Source organism: Georgenia ruanii (genome assembly GCF_009193175.1).
Taxonomy (GTDB): Bacteria; Actinomycetota; Actinomycetes; order Actinomycetales; family Actinomycetaceae; genus Georgenia; species Georgenia ruanii.
The window spans coordinates 157,547-174,704 of the sequence record NZ_VUKE01000008.1 but is presented as its reverse complement, the minus strand read 5'-3'; the positions used below and the strand labels follow the sequence as shown (position 1 = coordinate 174,704).

At 74.1% G+C, this 17,158-nt stretch carries 11 protein-coding genes; 8 read left to right on the top strand and 3 right to left on the bottom strand.

All coding sequences use genetic code 11. The annotated features are described in order from the left end of the window. The 5 genes from GD880_RS10000 to GD880_RS09980 all read left to right on the top strand — a co-directional run. A partial coding sequence (locus GD880_RS10000; protein ID WP_226909539.1) for an HNH endonuclease signature motif containing protein occupies positions 1 to 587 on the top strand: 587 nt, incomplete at its 5' end. Positions 588 to 990: 403 nt separating this feature from the next. Further along, positions 991 to 2,910 (top strand): 1-deoxy-D-xylulose-5-phosphate synthase, encoded by a 1,920-nt coding sequence (gene dxs, locus GD880_RS09995; protein ID WP_152231465.1) that lies wholly within the window; start codon positions 991 to 993, stop codon positions 2,908 to 2,910. A gap of 365 nt (positions 2,911 to 3,275) precedes the next feature. After that, on the top strand, positions 3,276 to 5,549 hold the full coding sequence (gene pflB / locus GD880_RS09990; RefSeq protein WP_152231487.1) for a formate C-acetyltransferase: 2,274 nt from the start codon (positions 3,276 to 3,278) through the stop codon (positions 5,547 to 5,549). A 172-nt stretch (positions 5,550 to 5,721) separates the two neighbouring features. Further along, the gene (gene pflA / locus GD880_RS09985) at positions 5,722 to 6,627 is read left to right on the top strand and encodes a pyruvate formate-lyase-activating protein (protein WP_152231464.1); all 906 of its coding nucleotides are present in this window, start codon (positions 5,722 to 5,724) and stop codon (positions 6,625 to 6,627) included. A 150-nt stretch (positions 6,628 to 6,777) separates the two neighbouring features. Then, positions 6,778 to 8,484: an amino acid permease gene (locus GD880_RS09980; protein ID WP_152231486.1), complete on the top strand. Its 1,707-nt coding sequence runs from the start codon at positions 6,778 to 6,780 to the stop codon at positions 8,482 to 8,484. A gap of 67 nt (positions 8,485 to 8,551) precedes the next feature. On the opposite strand, the gene GD880_RS09975 is transcribed toward GD880_RS09980, so the two are convergent. From GD880_RS09975 to GD880_RS09965, 3 genes are all read right to left on the bottom strand, one after another. Continuing rightward, positions 8,552 to 10,780: a 3-hydroxyacyl-CoA dehydrogenase NAD-binding domain-containing protein gene (locus tag GD880_RS09975; protein WP_226909537.1), complete on the bottom strand. Its 2,229-nt coding sequence runs from the start codon at positions 10,778 to 10,780 to the stop codon at positions 8,552 to 8,554. Between the two features lie 206 nt (positions 10,781 to 10,986). Next, positions 10,987 to 12,249: an HRDC domain-containing protein gene (locus tag GD880_RS09970; RefSeq protein WP_452176737.1), complete on the bottom strand. Its 1,263-nt coding sequence runs from the start codon at positions 12,247 to 12,249 to the stop codon at positions 10,987 to 10,989. A 55-nt stretch (positions 12,250 to 12,304) separates the two neighbouring features. After that, positions 12,305 to 12,889, bottom strand: a complete 585-nt coding sequence (locus tag GD880_RS09965; protein ID WP_226909535.1) for a DUF3000 domain-containing protein — start codon at positions 12,887 to 12,889, stop codon at positions 12,305 to 12,307. Between the two features lie 357 nt (positions 12,890 to 13,246). On the opposite strand from GD880_RS09965, the gene GD880_RS09960 reads away from it, so the two are divergent. The 3 genes from GD880_RS09960 to GD880_RS09950 all read left to right on the top strand — a co-directional run bounded on the left by GD880_RS09960 (position 13,247) and on the right by GD880_RS09950 (position 16,951). Continuing rightward, the gene (locus tag GD880_RS09960) at positions 13,247 to 14,485 is read left to right on the top strand and encodes a carboxylate--amine ligase (protein ID WP_152231462.1); all 1,239 of its coding nucleotides are present in this window, start codon (positions 13,247 to 13,249) and stop codon (positions 14,483 to 14,485) included. Between the two features lie 50 nt (positions 14,486 to 14,535). Continuing rightward, complete coding sequence (locus GD880_RS09955) at positions 14,536 to 15,585, top strand: lipid II:glycine glycyltransferase FemX (protein WP_152231461.1); 1,050 nt, start codon at positions 14,536 to 14,538, stop codon at positions 15,583 to 15,585. 388 nt (positions 15,586 to 15,973) lie between these two features. Next, on the top strand, positions 15,974 to 16,951 hold the full coding sequence (locus GD880_RS09950) for a siderophore ABC transporter substrate-binding protein (RefSeq protein ID WP_226909534.1): 978 nt from the start codon (positions 15,974 to 15,976) through the stop codon (positions 16,949 to 16,951). The last annotated feature ends 207 nt before the right edge of the window (positions 16,952 to 17,158 follow it).

The following is a 17,158-nucleotide window of genomic DNA, read 5'->3' as shown; positions in this document are numbered from 1 at the left end:
CGCCCACCGGCCCCGCCGGGGCCGCGGCAGCGACGGCGGGCGCGCCGGCCGGGACCGGCGCCGACACCGGCGCGGCGGGCGCCGGCGCGGCGGCGGGCGGGCCGCCGGCCCCGTTCGACCGGCCCCCGCTGGCCCAGGCCCCCGAGCTGACCGGCTACGGGCCGATCAGCCCCGACCTGGCCCGGATCCTGGCCGCCGGCGGCACCTGGCGCCGCCTGGTCACCGACCCGCTCTCCGGCGCCGTCCTCGACGTCGGCCGCACCCGCTACCGGCCCCCCGCCGACCTGGCCCGCTGGGTCCGCGAACGCGACCGCACCTGCGCCAGCCCGGGCTGTCCCACCCCGGCCTGGCAGTGCCAGATCGACCACACCAACCCCTGGTCCCAGGGCGGGACCACCAGCGCGGACAACCTCGGCCCGCTGTGCACCGGCGACCACCTGCTCAAGACCGCCGGGCTGTTCAAGGTCCGCCAGCCCACCCCCGGCGTCTTCGAATGGCGCACCCCCTCCGGCCACGCCTACCGCCGCGACATCACCGGCACCACCATCCCCATCCCGCCCGACACCTTCGACCCACCCACCTACTGACCAACGCCGGCAGGATGCCGCGACGGCACCCCGACGCCCGGCAAAGGAAGCGTCCCGAGGCTCGCCCGGCACACCGGCGCCCGGCGACCACCAGAGCGGTGGCGGGACCCTAGACATACGGGTCGGAGCGGCCCCGTCGGCTGTGAGAGACATCGCAGTGTCCGCCCGCCCGGGCGAGTACGTCACGGGGGAGCCGACCGGATCGAGTTGGGACACGTGAGGTCCTCCGCGAGCGGTTGTGAGGGGTATGCGCACACGCCTGGGGTCGCGGAAGGGCTCGGACTCCATGCCCACCGACGCGATGTCAGCACGCCGCACTTCCGACCGTCTCGCCCCTGACGCGCGGTCCGTTTTACAGTGGGGCGCTGGTGCGTGCGCTTCGCGCGCCGAGGAAGGAAGACCGATGAGCTACCTGGAGCGCATCCGCCGGCCCGCTGACCTTCGACAGCTCAGCCCGGCCGAGCTGGACGTCCTCGCGAAGGAGGTCCGGGACTTCCTGGTGACCGCCGTGGCCCGGACAGGCGGCCACATGGGCCCCAACCTCGGCGTCGTCGAGCTCACCATCGCGCTGCACCGCGTCTTCGACTCCCCGCGCGACCGAGTCGTGTTCGACACCGGGCACCAGGCCTACGTGCACAAGCTCCTCACCGGTCGCCAGGACTTCGGCGACCTGCGCCACCGCGGCGGCCTCTCCGGTTACCCCTCGCGGGCCGAGTCCGACCACGACATCGTGGAGAACTCGCACGCCTCCACCGCGTTGAGCTGGGCCGACGGCATCGCCAAGGCGAACCAGCTCCGCGGGCTGGGCGACCGCAGCGTCGTCGCCGTCATCGGCGACGGTGCGCTCACCGGCGGCATGGCATGGGAGGCGCTCAACAACATCGCTGACGGGCAGGACCGGTCGGTCGTCATCGTCGTCAACGACAACGGCCGCTCGTACGCGCCGACGATCGGCGGCCTCGCCCGCCACCTCGACGCCCTGCGCACCACGCCCCACTACGAGAAGGTCCTCGACTGGGGCAAGCGGACCCTCCAGCGCTCCGGCCCGCCCGGGCGGATGGCCTTCGAGGCCCTGCACGGGATGAAGAAGGGCCTCAAGGACGTCATCGCCCCGCAGGGCCTGTTCGAGGGGCTCGGCATCAAGTACGTCGGCCCCATCGACGGGCACGACATCGGCGAGGTCGAGATGGCGCTGCGCCGGGCCAAGGCGTTCGGCGGGCCGGTGATCGTCCACGCCATCACCCAGAAGGGCCGCGGCTACACCCCCGCCGAGACCGACGTCGTCGACCGCTTCCACGCCGTCGGCGTCATCCACCCGGAGACCGGGCTGCCCGTCGCGCCGTCCCGGTTCGGCTGGACCTCCGTCTTCGCCGAGGAGATCGTGGAGATCGGGCGACGGCGCAGCGACGTCGTCGCCCTCACCGCCGCCATGCTCGCACCGGTCGGCCTGGCGCCCTTCGCCGAGGAGTTCCCCGACCGGGTGTTCGACGTCGGCATCGCCGAGCAGCACGCGGTGACCTCGGCGGCCGGCATGGCGTTCGCCGGCCTGCACCCCGTCGTCGCGCTGTACGCCACCTTCCTGAACCGCGGGTACGACCAGCTCCTCATGGACGTCGCCCTTCACCGGGCCGGCGTGACGTTCGTGCTCGACCGATCCGGTCTGACGGGCGACGACGGCGCCTCGCACAACGGCATGTGGGACATGGCGCTGCTGCGCACCGTGCCGGGCCTGCGCCTGGCCGCGCCCCGCGACGAACCGACGCTGCGCGCGGCGCTGCGGGACGCGGTCGCCGTCGAGGACGGCCCCACCGTGGTGCGCTACCCGAAGGGCGCCGTGCCGGACGCGCTGCCCGCCGTCGGGCGCCAGGGCAGCGTGGACGTCCTTGCGAGGCACGGCGGGGTGCCGCGCGTGCTCGTCGTCGGTGTCGGCGTCATGGCGCACACCGCGGTCGAGGTCGGCGTGGCGCTCGACGCCCAAGGCATCGGTTCGACGGTCGTCGACCCCCGCTGGGTGCTGCCGGTGTCCGAGGACCTCGTGAGCCTTGCCGGCCAGCACGATCTCGTCGTGGTCGTCGAGGACGGCCTGGCCAGCGCCGGCATCGGGTCCGCGCTGCGCGACGCCCTCGCCGCGGCCGGGGCGGACGTGCCGGTGCGTTGCCATGGCATCCCGCTTCGCTTCCTCGAGCACGCCTCCCGCGCCCAGCTGGTGGAGGAGTTCCACCTGCGCGGACCGGACATCGCCCGCGAGACCGCCGCCGCCGTGGCGGCGCTGGCGCCGGAGCGGCAGGACCCCGCCGTCCGGCTCCGTCCGACCGGCCGCTGACGCCGGAGGGGCACAGCAAGGCACGGCACTTCGCCGCGTCGGCGCTGGCGCGCGCCGAACGGGAGGGGCGCGGCGGCGCCGTGGCCGGGCCGCTGTCGCGCGGCCGAAGGGACGGGGCGTCGCGGCGCCGTGGCGGGGCCGCTGTCGGCGAGTCGAGGTTCGCCGACGGCGGCCCGCACCGCGTCCACACGCCGCCCCCGCGGCACGGTCACCTGCGACGAAACCGCGTGAATGCCGCGGAATCTCCGTTGTGAGCGGTGCCACGCACCCCTGCGGTCGAAGGTCCCACGGGTCCGATCCGCCCCGTTCTTAGCGTGGATGTCAGAGGCGGCAAGGGTTGTCGCCTGTGACGAGGAGGCAGCGTGATGGCCACCCTGACGATCGAGCCCGCCGTAGCCGGACCCGCCGAGACCCCGAGCGCGTGGCGCGGATTCACCGCAGGTGCCTGGTCCACCGCCATCGACGTGCGCGACTTCATCCAGCGCAACTACACCCCCTACCTCGGCGACGCGAGCTTCCTGGCCGGCCCCACCGAGCGCACCACCGCCGTCTGGAACACCCTCCTGGCGATGTTCCCGGCCGAGCGCGAGAAGGGCGTCTACGACGTCGACGCCACCACCCCCGCCGGCATCACCGCCCACGCGCCGGGCTACATCGACCACGACCGCGAGCTCATCGTCGGCCTGCAGACCGACGCCCCGCTCAAGCGCGCGATCATGCCCTATGGCGGCTGGCGCATGGTGGAGACCGCGCTGCAGACCTACGGCTACGAGGTCGACCCGGTGGTGAAGGAGATCTTCACCAGGTACCGCAAGACCCACAACCAGGGCGTCTTCGACGTCTACCCGCCCGACGTCAGGAAGGCCCGCCGCTCCCACATCCTCACCGGCCTGCCGGACGCCTACGGGCGCGGCCGCATCATCGGCGACTACCGCCGGGTCGCCCTCTACGGCGTCGACGCCCTCATCGCGGCGAAGAAGGCGGAGCGGGCCGAGCTCGACGGGCAGCGCAGCGTCGAGGACGTCATCCGCGACCGCGAAGAGAACACCGAGCAGATCCGGGCGCTGACCGAGCTCAAGGAGATGGCCGCGTCCTACGGCTACGACATCTCCCGCCCGGCGGCGACCGCCCGTGAGGCCATCCAGTGGCTGTACTTCGCCTACCTCGGCGCCGTGAAGGAGCAGAACGGCGCCGCCATGTCGCTCGGCCGCACCTCGACCTTCCTCGACGTCTACCTCGCGCGCGACCTCGCCGAGGAACGCCTCACCGAGACCGAGGCGCAGGAGATGATCGACGACTTCGTCATCAAGCTGCGCATCGTCCGCTTCCTGCGCACCCCCGAGTACGACGAGCTCTTCTCCGGCGACCCGACCTGGGTCACCGAGTCCATCGGCGGCATCGGGCAGGACGGCCGGCCGTTGGTGACGAAGACCTCCTTCCGCATGCTCCAGACCCTGTACAACCTCGGTCCGGCCCCCGAGCCGAACCTCACGGTGCTGTGGAGCGAGGAGCTGCCGGGCGGGTTCAAGCGCTTCTGCTCGCAGGTCTCCATCGACACCTCGGCCATCCAGTACGAGTCCGACCACCTCATCCGCGAGGCCTGGGGCGACGACGCCGCCATCGCCTGCTGCGTCTCCCCGATGCGCGTGGGCAAGCAGATGCAGTTCTTCGGCGCCCGCGTCAACCTCGCCAAGGCGCTGCTCTACGCCATCAACGGCGGCCGGGACGAGAACACCGGCGAGCAGGTCGCCCCGGTCAGCCCGCCGGTGGCCGGCGAGGTCTTGGACTTCGACGACGTCATGGCCCGTTACGACACCCTGCTCGACTGGCTCGCGCAGACCTACGTGGACGCCCTCAACTGCATCCACTACATGCACGACAAGTACGCCTACGAGCGCCTCGAGATGGCCCTGCACGACAAGGAGGTGCTGCGGACCATGGCCTGCGGCATCGCCGGCCTGTCCGTCGCCGCGGACTCCCTCTCCGCCATCCGCTACGCCACCGTGCGGCCGGTGCGACGCGAGGACGGTCTCGTCGTCGACTACGCGATCGAGGGCACCTACCCAGCCTTCGGCAACGACGACGACCGCGTCGACACCATCGCCACCGACCTCGTCGAGCGATTCATGGCGAAGATCCGGCGGCTGCCCACCTACCGCAGCTCCGTGCACACCCAGTCGGTGCTGACGATCACCTCCAACGTCGTCTACGGCAAGCACACCGGCAACACCCCCGACGGCCGCCGCGCCGGCCAGCCGTTCGCGCCCGGGGCCAACCCCATGAACGGGCGCGACACCCACGGGATGCTCGCCTCGGCGCTGTCGGTGGCCAAGCTGCCCTACGACGAGGCCCAGGACGGCATCTCGCTCACCAACACGGTGGTGCCTTCCGGGCTCGGCCGGACCGCGGACGAGCGGGTGACCAACCTCGTCGGTCTCCTCGACGCCTATATGGGCTCGCAGGGGTACCACATGAACGTCAACGTGCTGAACCCGGACACCCTCTACGACGCCATGGAGCACCCGGAGCAGTACCCGCAGCTGACCATCCGCGTCTCCGGCTACGCCGTGAACTTCGTGCGCCTGACCCGCGAGCAGCAGCTCGACGTCATCTCGCGCACCTTCCACGGCGGCCTCTGACGCCACCGGCGCCGGTCCCACCCGCCGGCGCCCCGACCGGCGGCCACGAGCCGCCCCCGCCGCCGGCCGGTCCCCACCCCACCCGGTGGGCACCGGCCGGCGACCACCCCGCACGGCGCGCCGGTACGACCCCGCACCGGCCCGCGAGACGACGGCGGAGCAGGAGGATGCCATGACCGCCACGTTCGAGACCTCGACCAGCTGCGTCGTCGCCCCGGACGGCATCAACGGCGAGTACGAGCCCGTCCCCGAGGACGCCGTGCCCCGCGTGCGCCGCTCCGCCGGCACCGCCGGGATCGCGACCGCGCCGGTCATGACGCACGCCGAGCACGTCGCCGCCGTCCGCGCCGGGGACATCGGCTCGATGCACTCGTGGGAGCTGGTCACCGCCGTCGACGGCCCGGGCACGCGGCTGACGGTCTTCCTGGCGGGGTGCCCGCTGCGGTGCCTGTACTGCCACAACCCCGACACGCTGAAGATGAAGGACGGCGAGCCGGTCGCCCTCGCGGACCTGCTCGCCCGCGTCCGGCGCTACCTGCCGGTCTTCCGCGCCACCGGCGGCGGGCTCACCGTCTCCGGCGGCGAGCCGCTCATGCAGCCCGCCTTTCTCGGCCGGCTGCTGCGCGGCGCTCGAGAGATGGGGGTGCACACCACCATCGACACCTCGGGCTTCCTCGGCGCACACGCCTCCGAGGCGCTCCTCGACGACGTCGACCTCGTCCTGCTCGACATCAAGTCCGGCCTGCCCGAGACCTATCAGGCCACCACCGGGCGCGCGCTGGAGCCCACCCTGGACTTCTCCCGCCGGCTGGCCGACCGCGGCACCGAGATGTGGATCCGGTTCGTGCTCGTGCCGGGCCTGACCGACGCCCCGGAGAACGTCGACGCCGTCGCCGACCACGTCGCCACCCTCGCGACCGTCTCCCGGGTGGAGGTGCTGCCCTTCCACAACATGGGCCGAGACAAGTGGGAGCGGCTGGGTATGGCGTACGAGCTCGGCGACACCCCGGCGCCGTCGGCCGCGCTCGTCGAGCGGGTGCGCGGGCAGTTCCGGGCCCGCGGGCTGTCCGTGTATTGAGCGTGGCCGGGGGACGTACCGAGCGGGGCCGGGGGCCCGGCGTCGTGACCACGTCCGGTCAGGCGTGCCCCGGTTCCGCCTACGAATGCGCGGCGGCCCCAGGCGTGCCACGCTGCTGCACGGATGGAGAGCTCCGGCGCTGCTCCAGGGATGGAGGGCTCCGGCTTCGGCTCGTGGTCGAGGAGGCATCCCGTGGCACAGCACCGCGTCAAGTCCGTCGAGGCATCGCTCCGCGACACGGAACAGCCGGAGCACAGGCTCAGCCGTAACCTCTCCGCGCTGGACCTGACCGTCTTCGGCGTCGGCGTCATCATCGGCACCGGCATCTTCGTGCTCACCGGCGTGGTCGCGAAGACCCAGGCCGGCCCGGCGGTGGCGCTCTCGTTCGTCGTCGCCGGCGTGGTGTGCGGCTTCGCCGCGCTCTGCTACGCCGAGTTCGCCTCCACCGTGCCGGTGGCGGGCTCCGCGTACACCTTCTCCTACGCGACCTTCGGCGAGTTCATCGCCTGGATCATCGGCTGGGACCTGGTCCTCGAGCTCGCGCTCGGTGCGGCCACCGTCTCGGTCGGCTGGTCGGGCTACTTCAACCAGCTGCTCGGTGACCTCGGCATCCCCCTACCCGCGTCCATCGCGGGGGAGACCGCGACCGTGAACATCCCGGCGATGTTCATCGCGCTCCTGATGACCGGCGTCCTCGTGCTCGGCATCAAGCTCTCCTCGCGGGTGACCACCGTCATCGTGGCGATCAAGATCGCCATCGTCCTGCTGGTGATCGTCCTGGGGCTCTTCTACGTCCAGGCGGCGAACTACAGCCCGTTCGTCCCGCCCTCCCAGCCGACCTCCACCACCGGGGGCAGTGCACTCACGGCGCCGCTGATCCAGCTCATCGCCGGCTTCACCCCGTCCACCTTCGGAGTCGGCGGCATCTTCGCGGGCGCCGCCATCGTCTTCTTCGCGTTCATCGGCTTCGACATCGTGGCGACCGCGGCCGAGGAGACCAAGAACCCCAAGCGTGACCTGCCGCGCGGCATCATCGCCTCGCTGACCGTCTGCACCCTGCTCTACGTGGCCGTCTCGCTGGTCGTCGTCGGCATGCAGAACTACACCGAGCTCTCGACGGACGCGCCGCTCGCCGAGGCCTTCCGCAGCGTCGGGCTGCCGTTCGTCTCCGCGCTGATCTCCGTCGGCGCGCTGGCCGGCCTGACCTCGGTCGTGATGATCCTCATGCTCGGTCAGTCCCGCGTGCTGTTCGCGATGAGCCGCGACCACCTGCTGTCGCCGGGTCTCGGCGCGGTGCATCCCCGCTACCGCACGCCGTACCGGATCACCATCTTCACGGGCATCGTCGTCGCCGTGCTCGGCGGGCTCGTCCCGCTCGGCACGCTGGCCGAGCTCGTCAACATCGGCACGCTGTTCGCGTTCGTGCTCGTCTCGATCGGCGTGATCGTCCTGCGCCGCACCCGCCCGGACCTGCACCGGTCGTTCCGGGTCCCGTGGGTGCCGGTGCTGCCCATCCTGTCGGCCGCGGCCTGCCTGTGGCTCATGCTCAACCTGCCGGCCGAGACGTGGCTGCGGTTTGCCATCTGGATGGTGATCGGGCTGGTTCTCTACTTCGTCTACAGCCGGCAGCACAGCCGGCTCGCGCCCGGGGCGGCCGGTGGGGGCGAGGAGGTCCGGCGGACGGCGTCGTTCGGTGGTGCCGCGCCGCTGGCGGGCGGCGGGCCGGCCGGTCGGGGCACCATGCCGCCGGCCGGGGGTGCCATGCCGCCGGCCGGGGGTGCCATGCCCCCGGCAGGCGGTGGTGCGCCACCCGCCGGGGGGACGGCGCCTCCGAGCCGTGCCGACGAGCCGCGCTAGCGGCCCTGGCAGCGCCGACGCATCCAGCCCTGGCCGCGCCGACGAGCCGCGCTAGCGGCTGGCCGAGCTACTGCGGCAGGCTCGCCACGCCCGGCTCGTGGAAGCGCCGGCCGAGCACCGCCTCCGAGGTCCCCGTCCGGTCCAGGTAGGGCGTCAGCCCGCCGTTGTGCAGCGGCCAGCCCGCCCCCAGCACCATCGCGACGTCGACGTCCTCGGCGCCGGCGACGACGCTGTCGTCCAGCAGCAGCGCGGTCTCCTCAGCCAGGGCGCGCCGCACCCGCTCGAGGAGGCCGGCGGCGTCGAGCGGCCGCGCGACTCGGCGGGCGCCGAACAGCTCACCGATCGCCGGGTCCACCGGCGACGCCGCCGTCGGCCGGCCCGCGCCGGTGACGAAGGACCGGCCCTCGCGCACCACCCGGGCGAGGCCGGGGGAGTCGGGGTATCGCTCCCCGAGGTCGTGGCGCAGCGTGCGCAGCACGTGCTCGGCGACGGCGGGGCCGACGAGCTGGAGCAGCTGGAAGGGGCCCATGGGCAGCCCCATCGGGACGAGCGCCCGGTCGGCCTCGGCCACCGTGGTGCCGTCCTCCAGGGCGCCCAGCACCTCGCCCAGCAGCCGGACCAGCAGCCGGTTGACCACGAAGCCGGGCGCGTCCGCGACGGCGACGGCGGTCTTGCGGCACGCCTGCGCGACGGCGAAGGCGGTGGAGTAGGCGACGTCGTCGGTCTGGGCGGCCCGCACCACCTCCACCAGCGGCATCTGGGCCACCGGGTTGAAGAAGTGCAGGCCGACCACCCGTTCGGGGTGGATCAGCGGCGCGGCCATCGCGGAGACGGACAGGGCGGAGGTGTTCGTGGCGAGCACGGTGTCCGCGCCGACCACCCCCTCGAGCTCGGCGAAGACGCGCTGCTTGACCGCCAGCTCCTCGAACACCGCCTCCACGACGAGGTCGGCGCCGGCGAGGTCCGCGACGTCGGTGGTCACCCGGACCAGCTCGCGCAGCCGCGCCGCGCCGGCGTCGGAGATCCGGCCCCGCGCCCGCTGGCGCTCGACCTCGTCGTGCACGGCCGCGAGCCCCCGCCGCGCCCGCTCGTCGTCGAGGTCGCGCATCGTCACCGGCACCCGCAGGGAGCGGGCCAGCAGCAGCGCGAGCTGGCCGGCCATGAGGCCGGCGCCGGCGACGCCCACGGACCGGATCTCCCGGGCCGGCACCCCCTCCGGCCGCCCGGCGGGGCGCCGGGCCCGGTGTCCGAGCAGGTCGAAGGCGTACAGGCTGGCCCGCAGCGCGTCGGTCACGACCAGATGGACCAGCGCCTCGTCCTCGACGGCGAAGGACTCCGCCCGCGAGCGGGTCCGGGAGGCGGCCACCGCGCGCAGCGCGTGCTCGGGCGCCGCGGCGCCGCCGGCGGCGCGGGCGTGGACGAAGTCGCGTCGCCGGTCGACGGCGGCGAGCCACTCGGCGTCGTCCGCCGGGTCGGCGGGGTGGGGACCGGTGGGCCGCTCGACCCGGCGCGCCACCGGCACCTGCCCGTCGACGGCCTGGCGCAGCCACTCCAGCACCGCACGGGGGAGGGCGACGGACCCGCGGGGGAACAGGACGTCCTCGCCGGCGCCGGCGCCCGCGACGTCGTGGGCGCCGGCGTCGGCCGGGGCGGCGTCGGGCCCGGGCAGGACGACGTCGACGAGCCCAGCGGCCAGCGCCGCGGGGGCGTCGAGCAGCCGGTTGTTGCGCGAGGGGTTGTCGATGATGATCTCGAGGGCGGCCTCCGGGCCCACGAGCCGCGGCAGGAAGGTGCACCCGCCCCACCCGGGCACCAGGCCCAGATAGGTCTCCGGCAGCCCGATCGCGCGCACGTTGTGCCCCGCGGTGCGGTAGTCGCACGCCAGCGCCATCTCCAGCCCGCCGCCGAGGGCGGCGCCGTTGAGATGGGCGAGCGTCGGCACCGGCAGGTCGGCGATCGCCGCGACCACCTCGTGGCCCAGCCGGGCGAGCCGCCGCGCCTCGGTCTCATCTCGGGCCGCCCGGATGGCGCGCAGGTCGGCCCCGGCGAGGAAGGTCCGTCCGGTGCCGGTCAGCACGACGGCGGCCAGGTGGCCCTCCTCCGCGCGGTCGCGGGCCGCCGTTAGCGCCGCACGCAGGTTGGTCAGCCCCCGCTCGCCGAGCGTGCAGGGCCGGTCGGCGCCGTCCTCGGGCGCGAGGGTCAGGACGAGGACCGTGCCGAGGTCCGTGACCTCGAGATCGGTGGCGTGGACGACGGTCACCCGCTCCTCGTACGGGGCGGCGGCTGCAGAGACCACGGGCACTCCTGGGGGACGGCGCTCTCGGACCGTCCGGAGCCTATCGCGCCTGATGAGACCTGCGTCACAGGCGGCGCCCACGGTCAGGGGCGGCGAGCGGTGAGAGCGTGGCGCGGAGTGATGCGCGGCGCGTGGTGCGAGCGTGGCGCGCGGCGATGCGTGGCGCGCGATAAGAGCGCGGCGAGCGGTGAGAGCGCGGCGCGCGGTCAGAGCGCGGCGAGCGCCCGCGCCAGCGGGCCGGCCGTGAGGGAGACCTGCCACTCCCGTGCGCCGAGCGCGGCCAGACGGTCCCCCGCCTGCGCGGCGGTGGGGCGCGGGCCGGTCTCCCAGGCGAAGCGGCGCTGGGTGGCCGGGGCGAGCAGGTTCTCCTGGGGCAGGGCGTGCTCCGCGGCCACCTCGCGGACGGTCTGGCGCACCAGCTCCAGCCGCGCGGCGGCGTCGGGGTTCTTCTCCCCCCAGGCGCGCGGCGCGGGCAGCTGGCCCGGCTCGCGGGCGGCGCGGCGGGGCGGCAGCTCGCCGTCCGGCAGCCGCAGCGCCCGGGCGACGGCGCCCCACCAGTACGCCGAGCGCTTGCGCGTGCCCTTGCCGGAGAACTCGCGCAGGCGGACCAGCTGGCCCTCGGTGCGCGGCAGCGCCACGGCGGCGGCGACGACGGCGGCGGCGGGCAGCACTCGGCCGGGGGAGCGGTCGAGCTGCTGGGCGAGCTCCTCGCGCGCCCGCCACAGCTCCCGGGCCACGGCGAGCCCGCGGGCGGACTTGACCGCCTGCAGCCCGGAGGTGCGGCGCCAGGGGTCGGTGCGCGGCGGTGCGGGCGGGGCGGTGCGCACGTGCTCGAACTCCTGGCGGGCCCACTCGAGCTTGCCGGCCGCCGCCAGCTGCGCGGTGAGCACCTCTCGCAGCGGCAGGAGCAGCTCGACGTCGAGGGCGGCGTAGCGCAGCCACGACTCCGGCAGCGGCCGGGTGGACCAGTCCGCGGCGGAGTGCTCCTTGGCCAGCTCGTACCCGAGGTTCTCGGCGACCACCGCCGCCAGGCCCACCCGCTCGCGCCCGAGCAGCCGAGACGCGAGCTCGGTGTCGAACAGCGCCGCGGGCGTCAGGCCGACCTCCCGCAGGCAGGGCAGGTCCTGGTCGGCGGCGTGCAGCACCCACTCCTCGGGCGCGAGCACCGCCGCGAGGGCGGACAGGTCCGCGAACGGCACCGGGTCGAGCAGCACCGTGCCCGCGCCCGCCCGGCGCAGCTGCACGAGATAGGCCCGCTGGCCGTAGCGGTAGCCCGAGGCCCGCTCGGCGTCGACCGCGATGGGCCCGGAGCCGGCCGCCAGCCGGGCGACGGCGTCGGCGAGGCCGGGGGCGGTGTCGGTGACCGGGGGGATGCCCCCGGCCGGCTCGGTCAGCGGGACCGGCGGCAGCGGCGCGGTCGGAGGCAGCTCCGGCGCGAGCGGCTGGGGAGTCTGCGGGTCGTCGGTCAGGGCGGGCACGGCAGCCACGGTACGTCGTGCGCGGGCGGCGGGACCCGCGGCGCCGTCAGCGCCGGCGTGTGAGTGCGGTGACATTCTCGGGCAGCGGCTCGAGCCCCGCCGTGGTGCAGGTGAGCGCGGCCCACGCGCGCAGGTGCGGGCCCAGGTCCGTCGTCGTCGGCGTCCACGAGGCCCGGACCTCGATCTCCACCTGGCCCCCGCGCAGCTCCAGGCCGCCGAAGGTCTCCGAGAGCACCCGGGTCACGGTGCCGGAGAGGTCGTGGTAGCCCGCGCCGGCCTCGGTGAGCGCGTCGGTGAGCCAGCTCCAGCCGACCTCGCCGAGCATGGGGTCGGCGCCCATCTCGTCCTCGAGGCGGGCCTTGGCCATGACGATGACGCGGAAGGTCCCGTGCCAGGCCTCCTGGCCGGCCGGATCGTGAAGGACGACGAAGCGGCCGTGCCCGAGGAACGCGTCGGGGTCCATCGTCCGCGGCGCGGCATTGACCTCGGCCGTCAGCGCGAGGGCGTAGGGCGCGATCCGGGAGGGCGCCGGGACCTCCTCGAGGTGGAGCTCGGGGCGCATGCGATGGCCGCGCAGGCTGAGCAGCGCGTCCTGGAAGTCCGGTGGTGCCACCGGGGCGTCCTCCTTCACGCCTCCAGGCTAGGTGGGTGCACGCCCGGGTGGGAGAGGCGCGCCGGGTGGACGCGTGGTATGGACCGGACGCGTGGCACGGAGCCGGATTGCGGCATCGACCGAGCGAGTGGTGGGGAGCGCGGCGAGCGTCGACAACGGACGGCGGCGGCGCTGATGGGGGTGGTGCGGGCGGCGGCAGGGACGACCGTGGCACGGTCCGGGGCGGGGTGTGGATCCCCGGTGGGTGAACAGGCTCACGGACGGGCCCGTCCGGTGTCCTGACTACACTGGCCCGGATCGCAGGGGGACCGGAAGCGGTGCTCCCCGAACCGCAGAGGAGCCCCGCTCCCGAGGCGCAGGAGGAACCGCACGCACATGACATCGCCGCTCACGCCGGTCATCCTGGGCACCGACATCGGCGTGTACTCGATGGCGAGGTCCTTCCACGAGGCGTACGGGGTGCGCTCCACCGTGGTCAGCGAGGGCCCGCGCGGCCCCATCGACCACTCCGCGATCATCGAGAACGTCTACATGGGCGCCGGCGCCGACGACGACCGCCTGCTCGCCACGCTCGACACCATCGCCGCCCGCCACCCCGGCACCAAGCCCGTGCTCATGGTCAACGTCGAGCACCACATCGACCTCGTGCGCCGCGAGCGGGCCTGGCTGGAGGACCGCTTCGTCGTCCCCACCCCGCCGGACGCCGTCATCGAGCGGGTGGGTGACAAGGGTGTGCTCGACCGGGTGCTGCGCGCCGAGGGCGTGGCCAGCCCGGCCCACGTCGCGGTGGACGTGCCCGCCACCGACCGGGGCGCCTGGCCGGCGTTGCTCGCCGAGCTGGCCTTCCCGGTGGTCGTCAAGCCGGCGACGTCGGGGGAGTACGAGGTGCTGCAGTTCCCCGGCCGCAAGAAGGTCTACGCCGCGCACACCCTCGCCGAGGTCCTCGACATCCTTGCCGCCGTCAAGCAGGCCGGCTTCGGCGGGGAGATGCTCGTCCAGGAGCTCGTGCCCGGCGACGACACCTACAACCGTGTGGTCAACGCCTACGTCGACTCGCGCGGGCAGATGACCATGGCGGCCTCGGGCCAGGTGCTCCTCGGCCTGCACCAGCCGGCGTTCCTCGGCAACGCGGCGATCACCCTCGTCGAGTACGACGCCGAGCTCGTCGAGACGGTCCGCCGTGTGCTTGCCGCCGTGGACTACCGCGGATACGCCAGCGTCGACCTCAAGATCGACCCGCGCGACGGCGTCCCCCGCCTGCTCGACATCAACCCCCGCATCGGCCGGTCGAACTACTACATCAACGTCGGCGGCGCGAACCCGGTGCGGGTCATGGTCGAGGACCTCGTCCACGGCCGCGCGCACGCCCCCGAGCTGGCCACCGAGACGGGCGTGTTCCACTACCTGCCCACCGCGGTCCTGCCGCGCTACCTCACCGACCCGGCGCTGCAGGCGAAGGTGCGCGGCGTGCTGCGCCGGCGCCGCGCCGTGCACCCGCTGGCCTACGCGGCCGACCGCAACCCCCGCCGCTCGCTCTACCGGCTGCTGAACGGCATCAACCAGGTGCGCGCGCTGCGCACGTACTACCCCCGGCCCACCGCCACCGGCTTCTGACCGGCCGGGCCATCGACCTGCCGGCCGCGGGCCGGCGCGTGAGGAGACCCATGACCGTCACGGTCCGCCCCCTGGACGACGCCACGTACCTGCGCCTGGCCGGCGGCGCCATGGTGCCGCTGGAGCAGGCGCCGGCGTGGGACGGGTTCGACCGGGCGGTGCCCGGGCGCACGCCGTGGCGGCGGCTGGGGTTCTTCGACGGCGACGACGCGCTCGCCCTCGTCTCCCTCACCGAGATGCGCGGCCGGGGCTTCCGGTACCTGTGGGCCAAGCACGGGCCGGTCTGGCTGGTCGAGGCGACGGCCGAGCGTGAGCGGGCGGTGCGCGAGGCGCTCGTCGCGGCGGTGCGCCGGGCCGACCGCGCCCTGGTGTTCGTCCGGCTGCACGCCCGCCACCGCGCGCCGGAGCTGCGCGAGCTGCTCCAGACCGTCACCTACGACCGGACGGTCGTGCTCGACCTGCGCCCCGAGGAGGAGGAGATCCTCGCCGGGATGAAGAAGCGCGGCCGTCGCGACGTCCGCAAGGCGCTGCGGGACGAGAGCATGGTCGCCGGCGAGGAGACCGGGCTGACCCGCGAGCAGTTCCGCGAGCTCTACCAGCTGCTGGTCGAGACGGGCGGGCGCGACGGGTTCGGCATCTCCCCGGAGGACGTCTACTGGACCATGCTCACCACCCTCGGGCCCGAGCACTGCCGCCTGTTCGTCACCCGCCGCGAGGGCCGGGCCCTGGCCTGGGGGCTGGTCACCGTCAATGGCGCCTTCGCGACCTACTACTACGCCGCCTCCAACGCCGAGGGGCGTCGCTCCGGCGCCGCGGACCTGCTGGTCTGGCACATGGCCACCGCGCTGCGGGCCACGGGCGTGCAGACCTTCGACCTCATGGGCATCGACTCCGACCGCGCCCCCCAACTGCGTGGGGTGCGGGACTTCAAGACGAAGTTCTCCGAGGAGATCGTCGACGTCGACGGCGCCTGGGACGTGCCCGTGCACCGGGCCTGGTACGGCGCGCTCGTCGCCGCGCTGGCCGCCAAGCGGACCGCGGTGCGCGCGGCCCGCGAGCTGCCCGGCCGCGCGCGGGGCCTGCTGCGGCGCCGGGGCTGAGCGGCGGACCCGCGGGTCTGCGGTGGGGCAGCGGGTATCCCTCTGTGTCACCGCAGGCCTGCTGTCTTGTTGACGGTCCCCGCTGTGAGGAGTCCGGAGACTGCTGGCTGGGCTCCGGAGGACGCTGCGCGCGCCGCCGATCGGACGGGTCCGACGGCGCGCCGACCCTCCACCGGTGCGGCGGGCGCCGAGACCACGGCCGACGACGGCGCGGGCGGTGGGACCAGAGCTCCTTGCCCGTGGCGGCCGCGAAGCCGTCGTCCCATCACGGACGAATGCCGTCGGGGGAAGCGCGACACAATTTAATTACGGCACGTGACGCTTGCGTATATCTCTGTTAGGTTCGCCTTCGTTAGGTCAGCCTTCCTTGATCACACCTGGAGTCTTCGTGCGTCTGACCACGCGCCGCGGCACGGTTGCCGCCCTCACCGCATCGCTCGTCCTGGCCCTCGCCGCCTGCTCCTCGTCCTCCACGGCCGACGGCGGCGCCACGGCGGACGGCGGCTCGGACGCCGGGACGATCACCGTCGAGCACGCCCAGGGCAGCACCGAGGTCCCCGCCGACCCGCAGCGCGTCGTCGTGCTCGACTTCGGCGCGCTGGACACCCTCGACGCCCTCGGCCTGGACGACCACGTGGTCGGGGTGCCGCAGTCCTCCCCGGTCCCGGACTTCCTCAGCGACTACAAGGGCGAGAAGTACACCGACGTCGGCACCCTGCAGGAGCCGGACCTCGAGGCGCTGGCCCGGCTCGACCCGGACCTGGTCATCGTCGGCTTCCGCTCGGCGGCGGCCTACCCCGACCTCTCGAAGTCCTTCCCGACGGTCGACATCACCTTCCCCTACACCAACTTCCTCGACTCCTTCGGCGAGAGCGCCCAGATCCTCGGGCAGATCTTCCACAAGGAGGACGAGGTCGACGCCAAGCTGGCCGAGATCGACGCCAAGGCCGAGGAGGTCAAGGCCCAGGGCGCGGCCGCCGGCACCGGCATGGTGGTCTCCACCTCCGGCGGCGAGGTCACCATGTACGGCGAGGACTCCCGCTTCGGGCTGATCTTCACCGAGCTGGGCATGACCGACGCCGTCCAGGGCGTGGCGAACACCCCGCACGGCGAGGTCGTGTCCTTCGAGGCCGTCCGCGACGCCAACCCCGACTGGCTCTTCGTCAACGACCGCGACGCCGCCATCGGCCAGGGCGACGCCAAGCCCGCCGAGCAGGTGCTGGACAACGAGCTCGTCGCCGCGACCACCGCCTGGCAGCAGCAGCAGGTCGTCTACCTCGACCCGCAGCGTTGGTACATCGCCCAGCACGGCCTCAACAACGTCCCCGCCATGCTGGACGAGGTCGGCCAGGCCCTGGCGCGATGACCGCCGTCCACCGCGACGCCAGCCTCCGGGGCGGCCGTCCGGCCGACCCGCGGGCCGTCGCCCCCGACGGGCGCCCCGAGCGCACCGGCGTGGCCACCGCCGAGCGCCGGGAGCACGCCGCCGTCGCCACGGCCGGCGACCGGACCCGCACCGGCGCCGGCCCGGACGGCCCCGCCCCGCGCGCCGGCGCCGTCACCTCGGCGGACG

Bases quoted from the DNA above. Each gene is read 5' to 3' on its own strand.
- GD880_RS09955 (WP_152231461.1), top strand. From the start codon at position 14,536: ATGACCGTCACGGTCCGCCCCCTGGACGACGCCACGTACCTGCGCCTG.
- pflB (WP_152231487.1), top strand. From the start codon at position 3,276: ATGGCCACCCTGACGATCGAGCCCGCCGTAGCCGGACCCGCCGAGACC.
- pflA (WP_152231464.1), top strand. From the start codon at position 5,722: ATGACCGCCACGTTCGAGACCTCGACCAGCTGCGTCGTCGCCCCGGAC.
- dxs (WP_152231465.1), top strand. From the start codon at position 991: ATGAGCTACCTGGAGCGCATCCGCCGGCCCGCTGACCTTCGACAGCTC.
- GD880_RS09980 (WP_152231486.1), top strand. From the start codon at position 6,778: ATGGAGGGCTCCGGCTTCGGCTCGTGGTCGAGGAGGCATCCCGTGGCA.
- GD880_RS09960 (WP_152231462.1), top strand. From the start codon at position 13,247: ATGACATCGCCGCTCACGCCGGTCATCCTGGGCACCGACATCGGCGTG.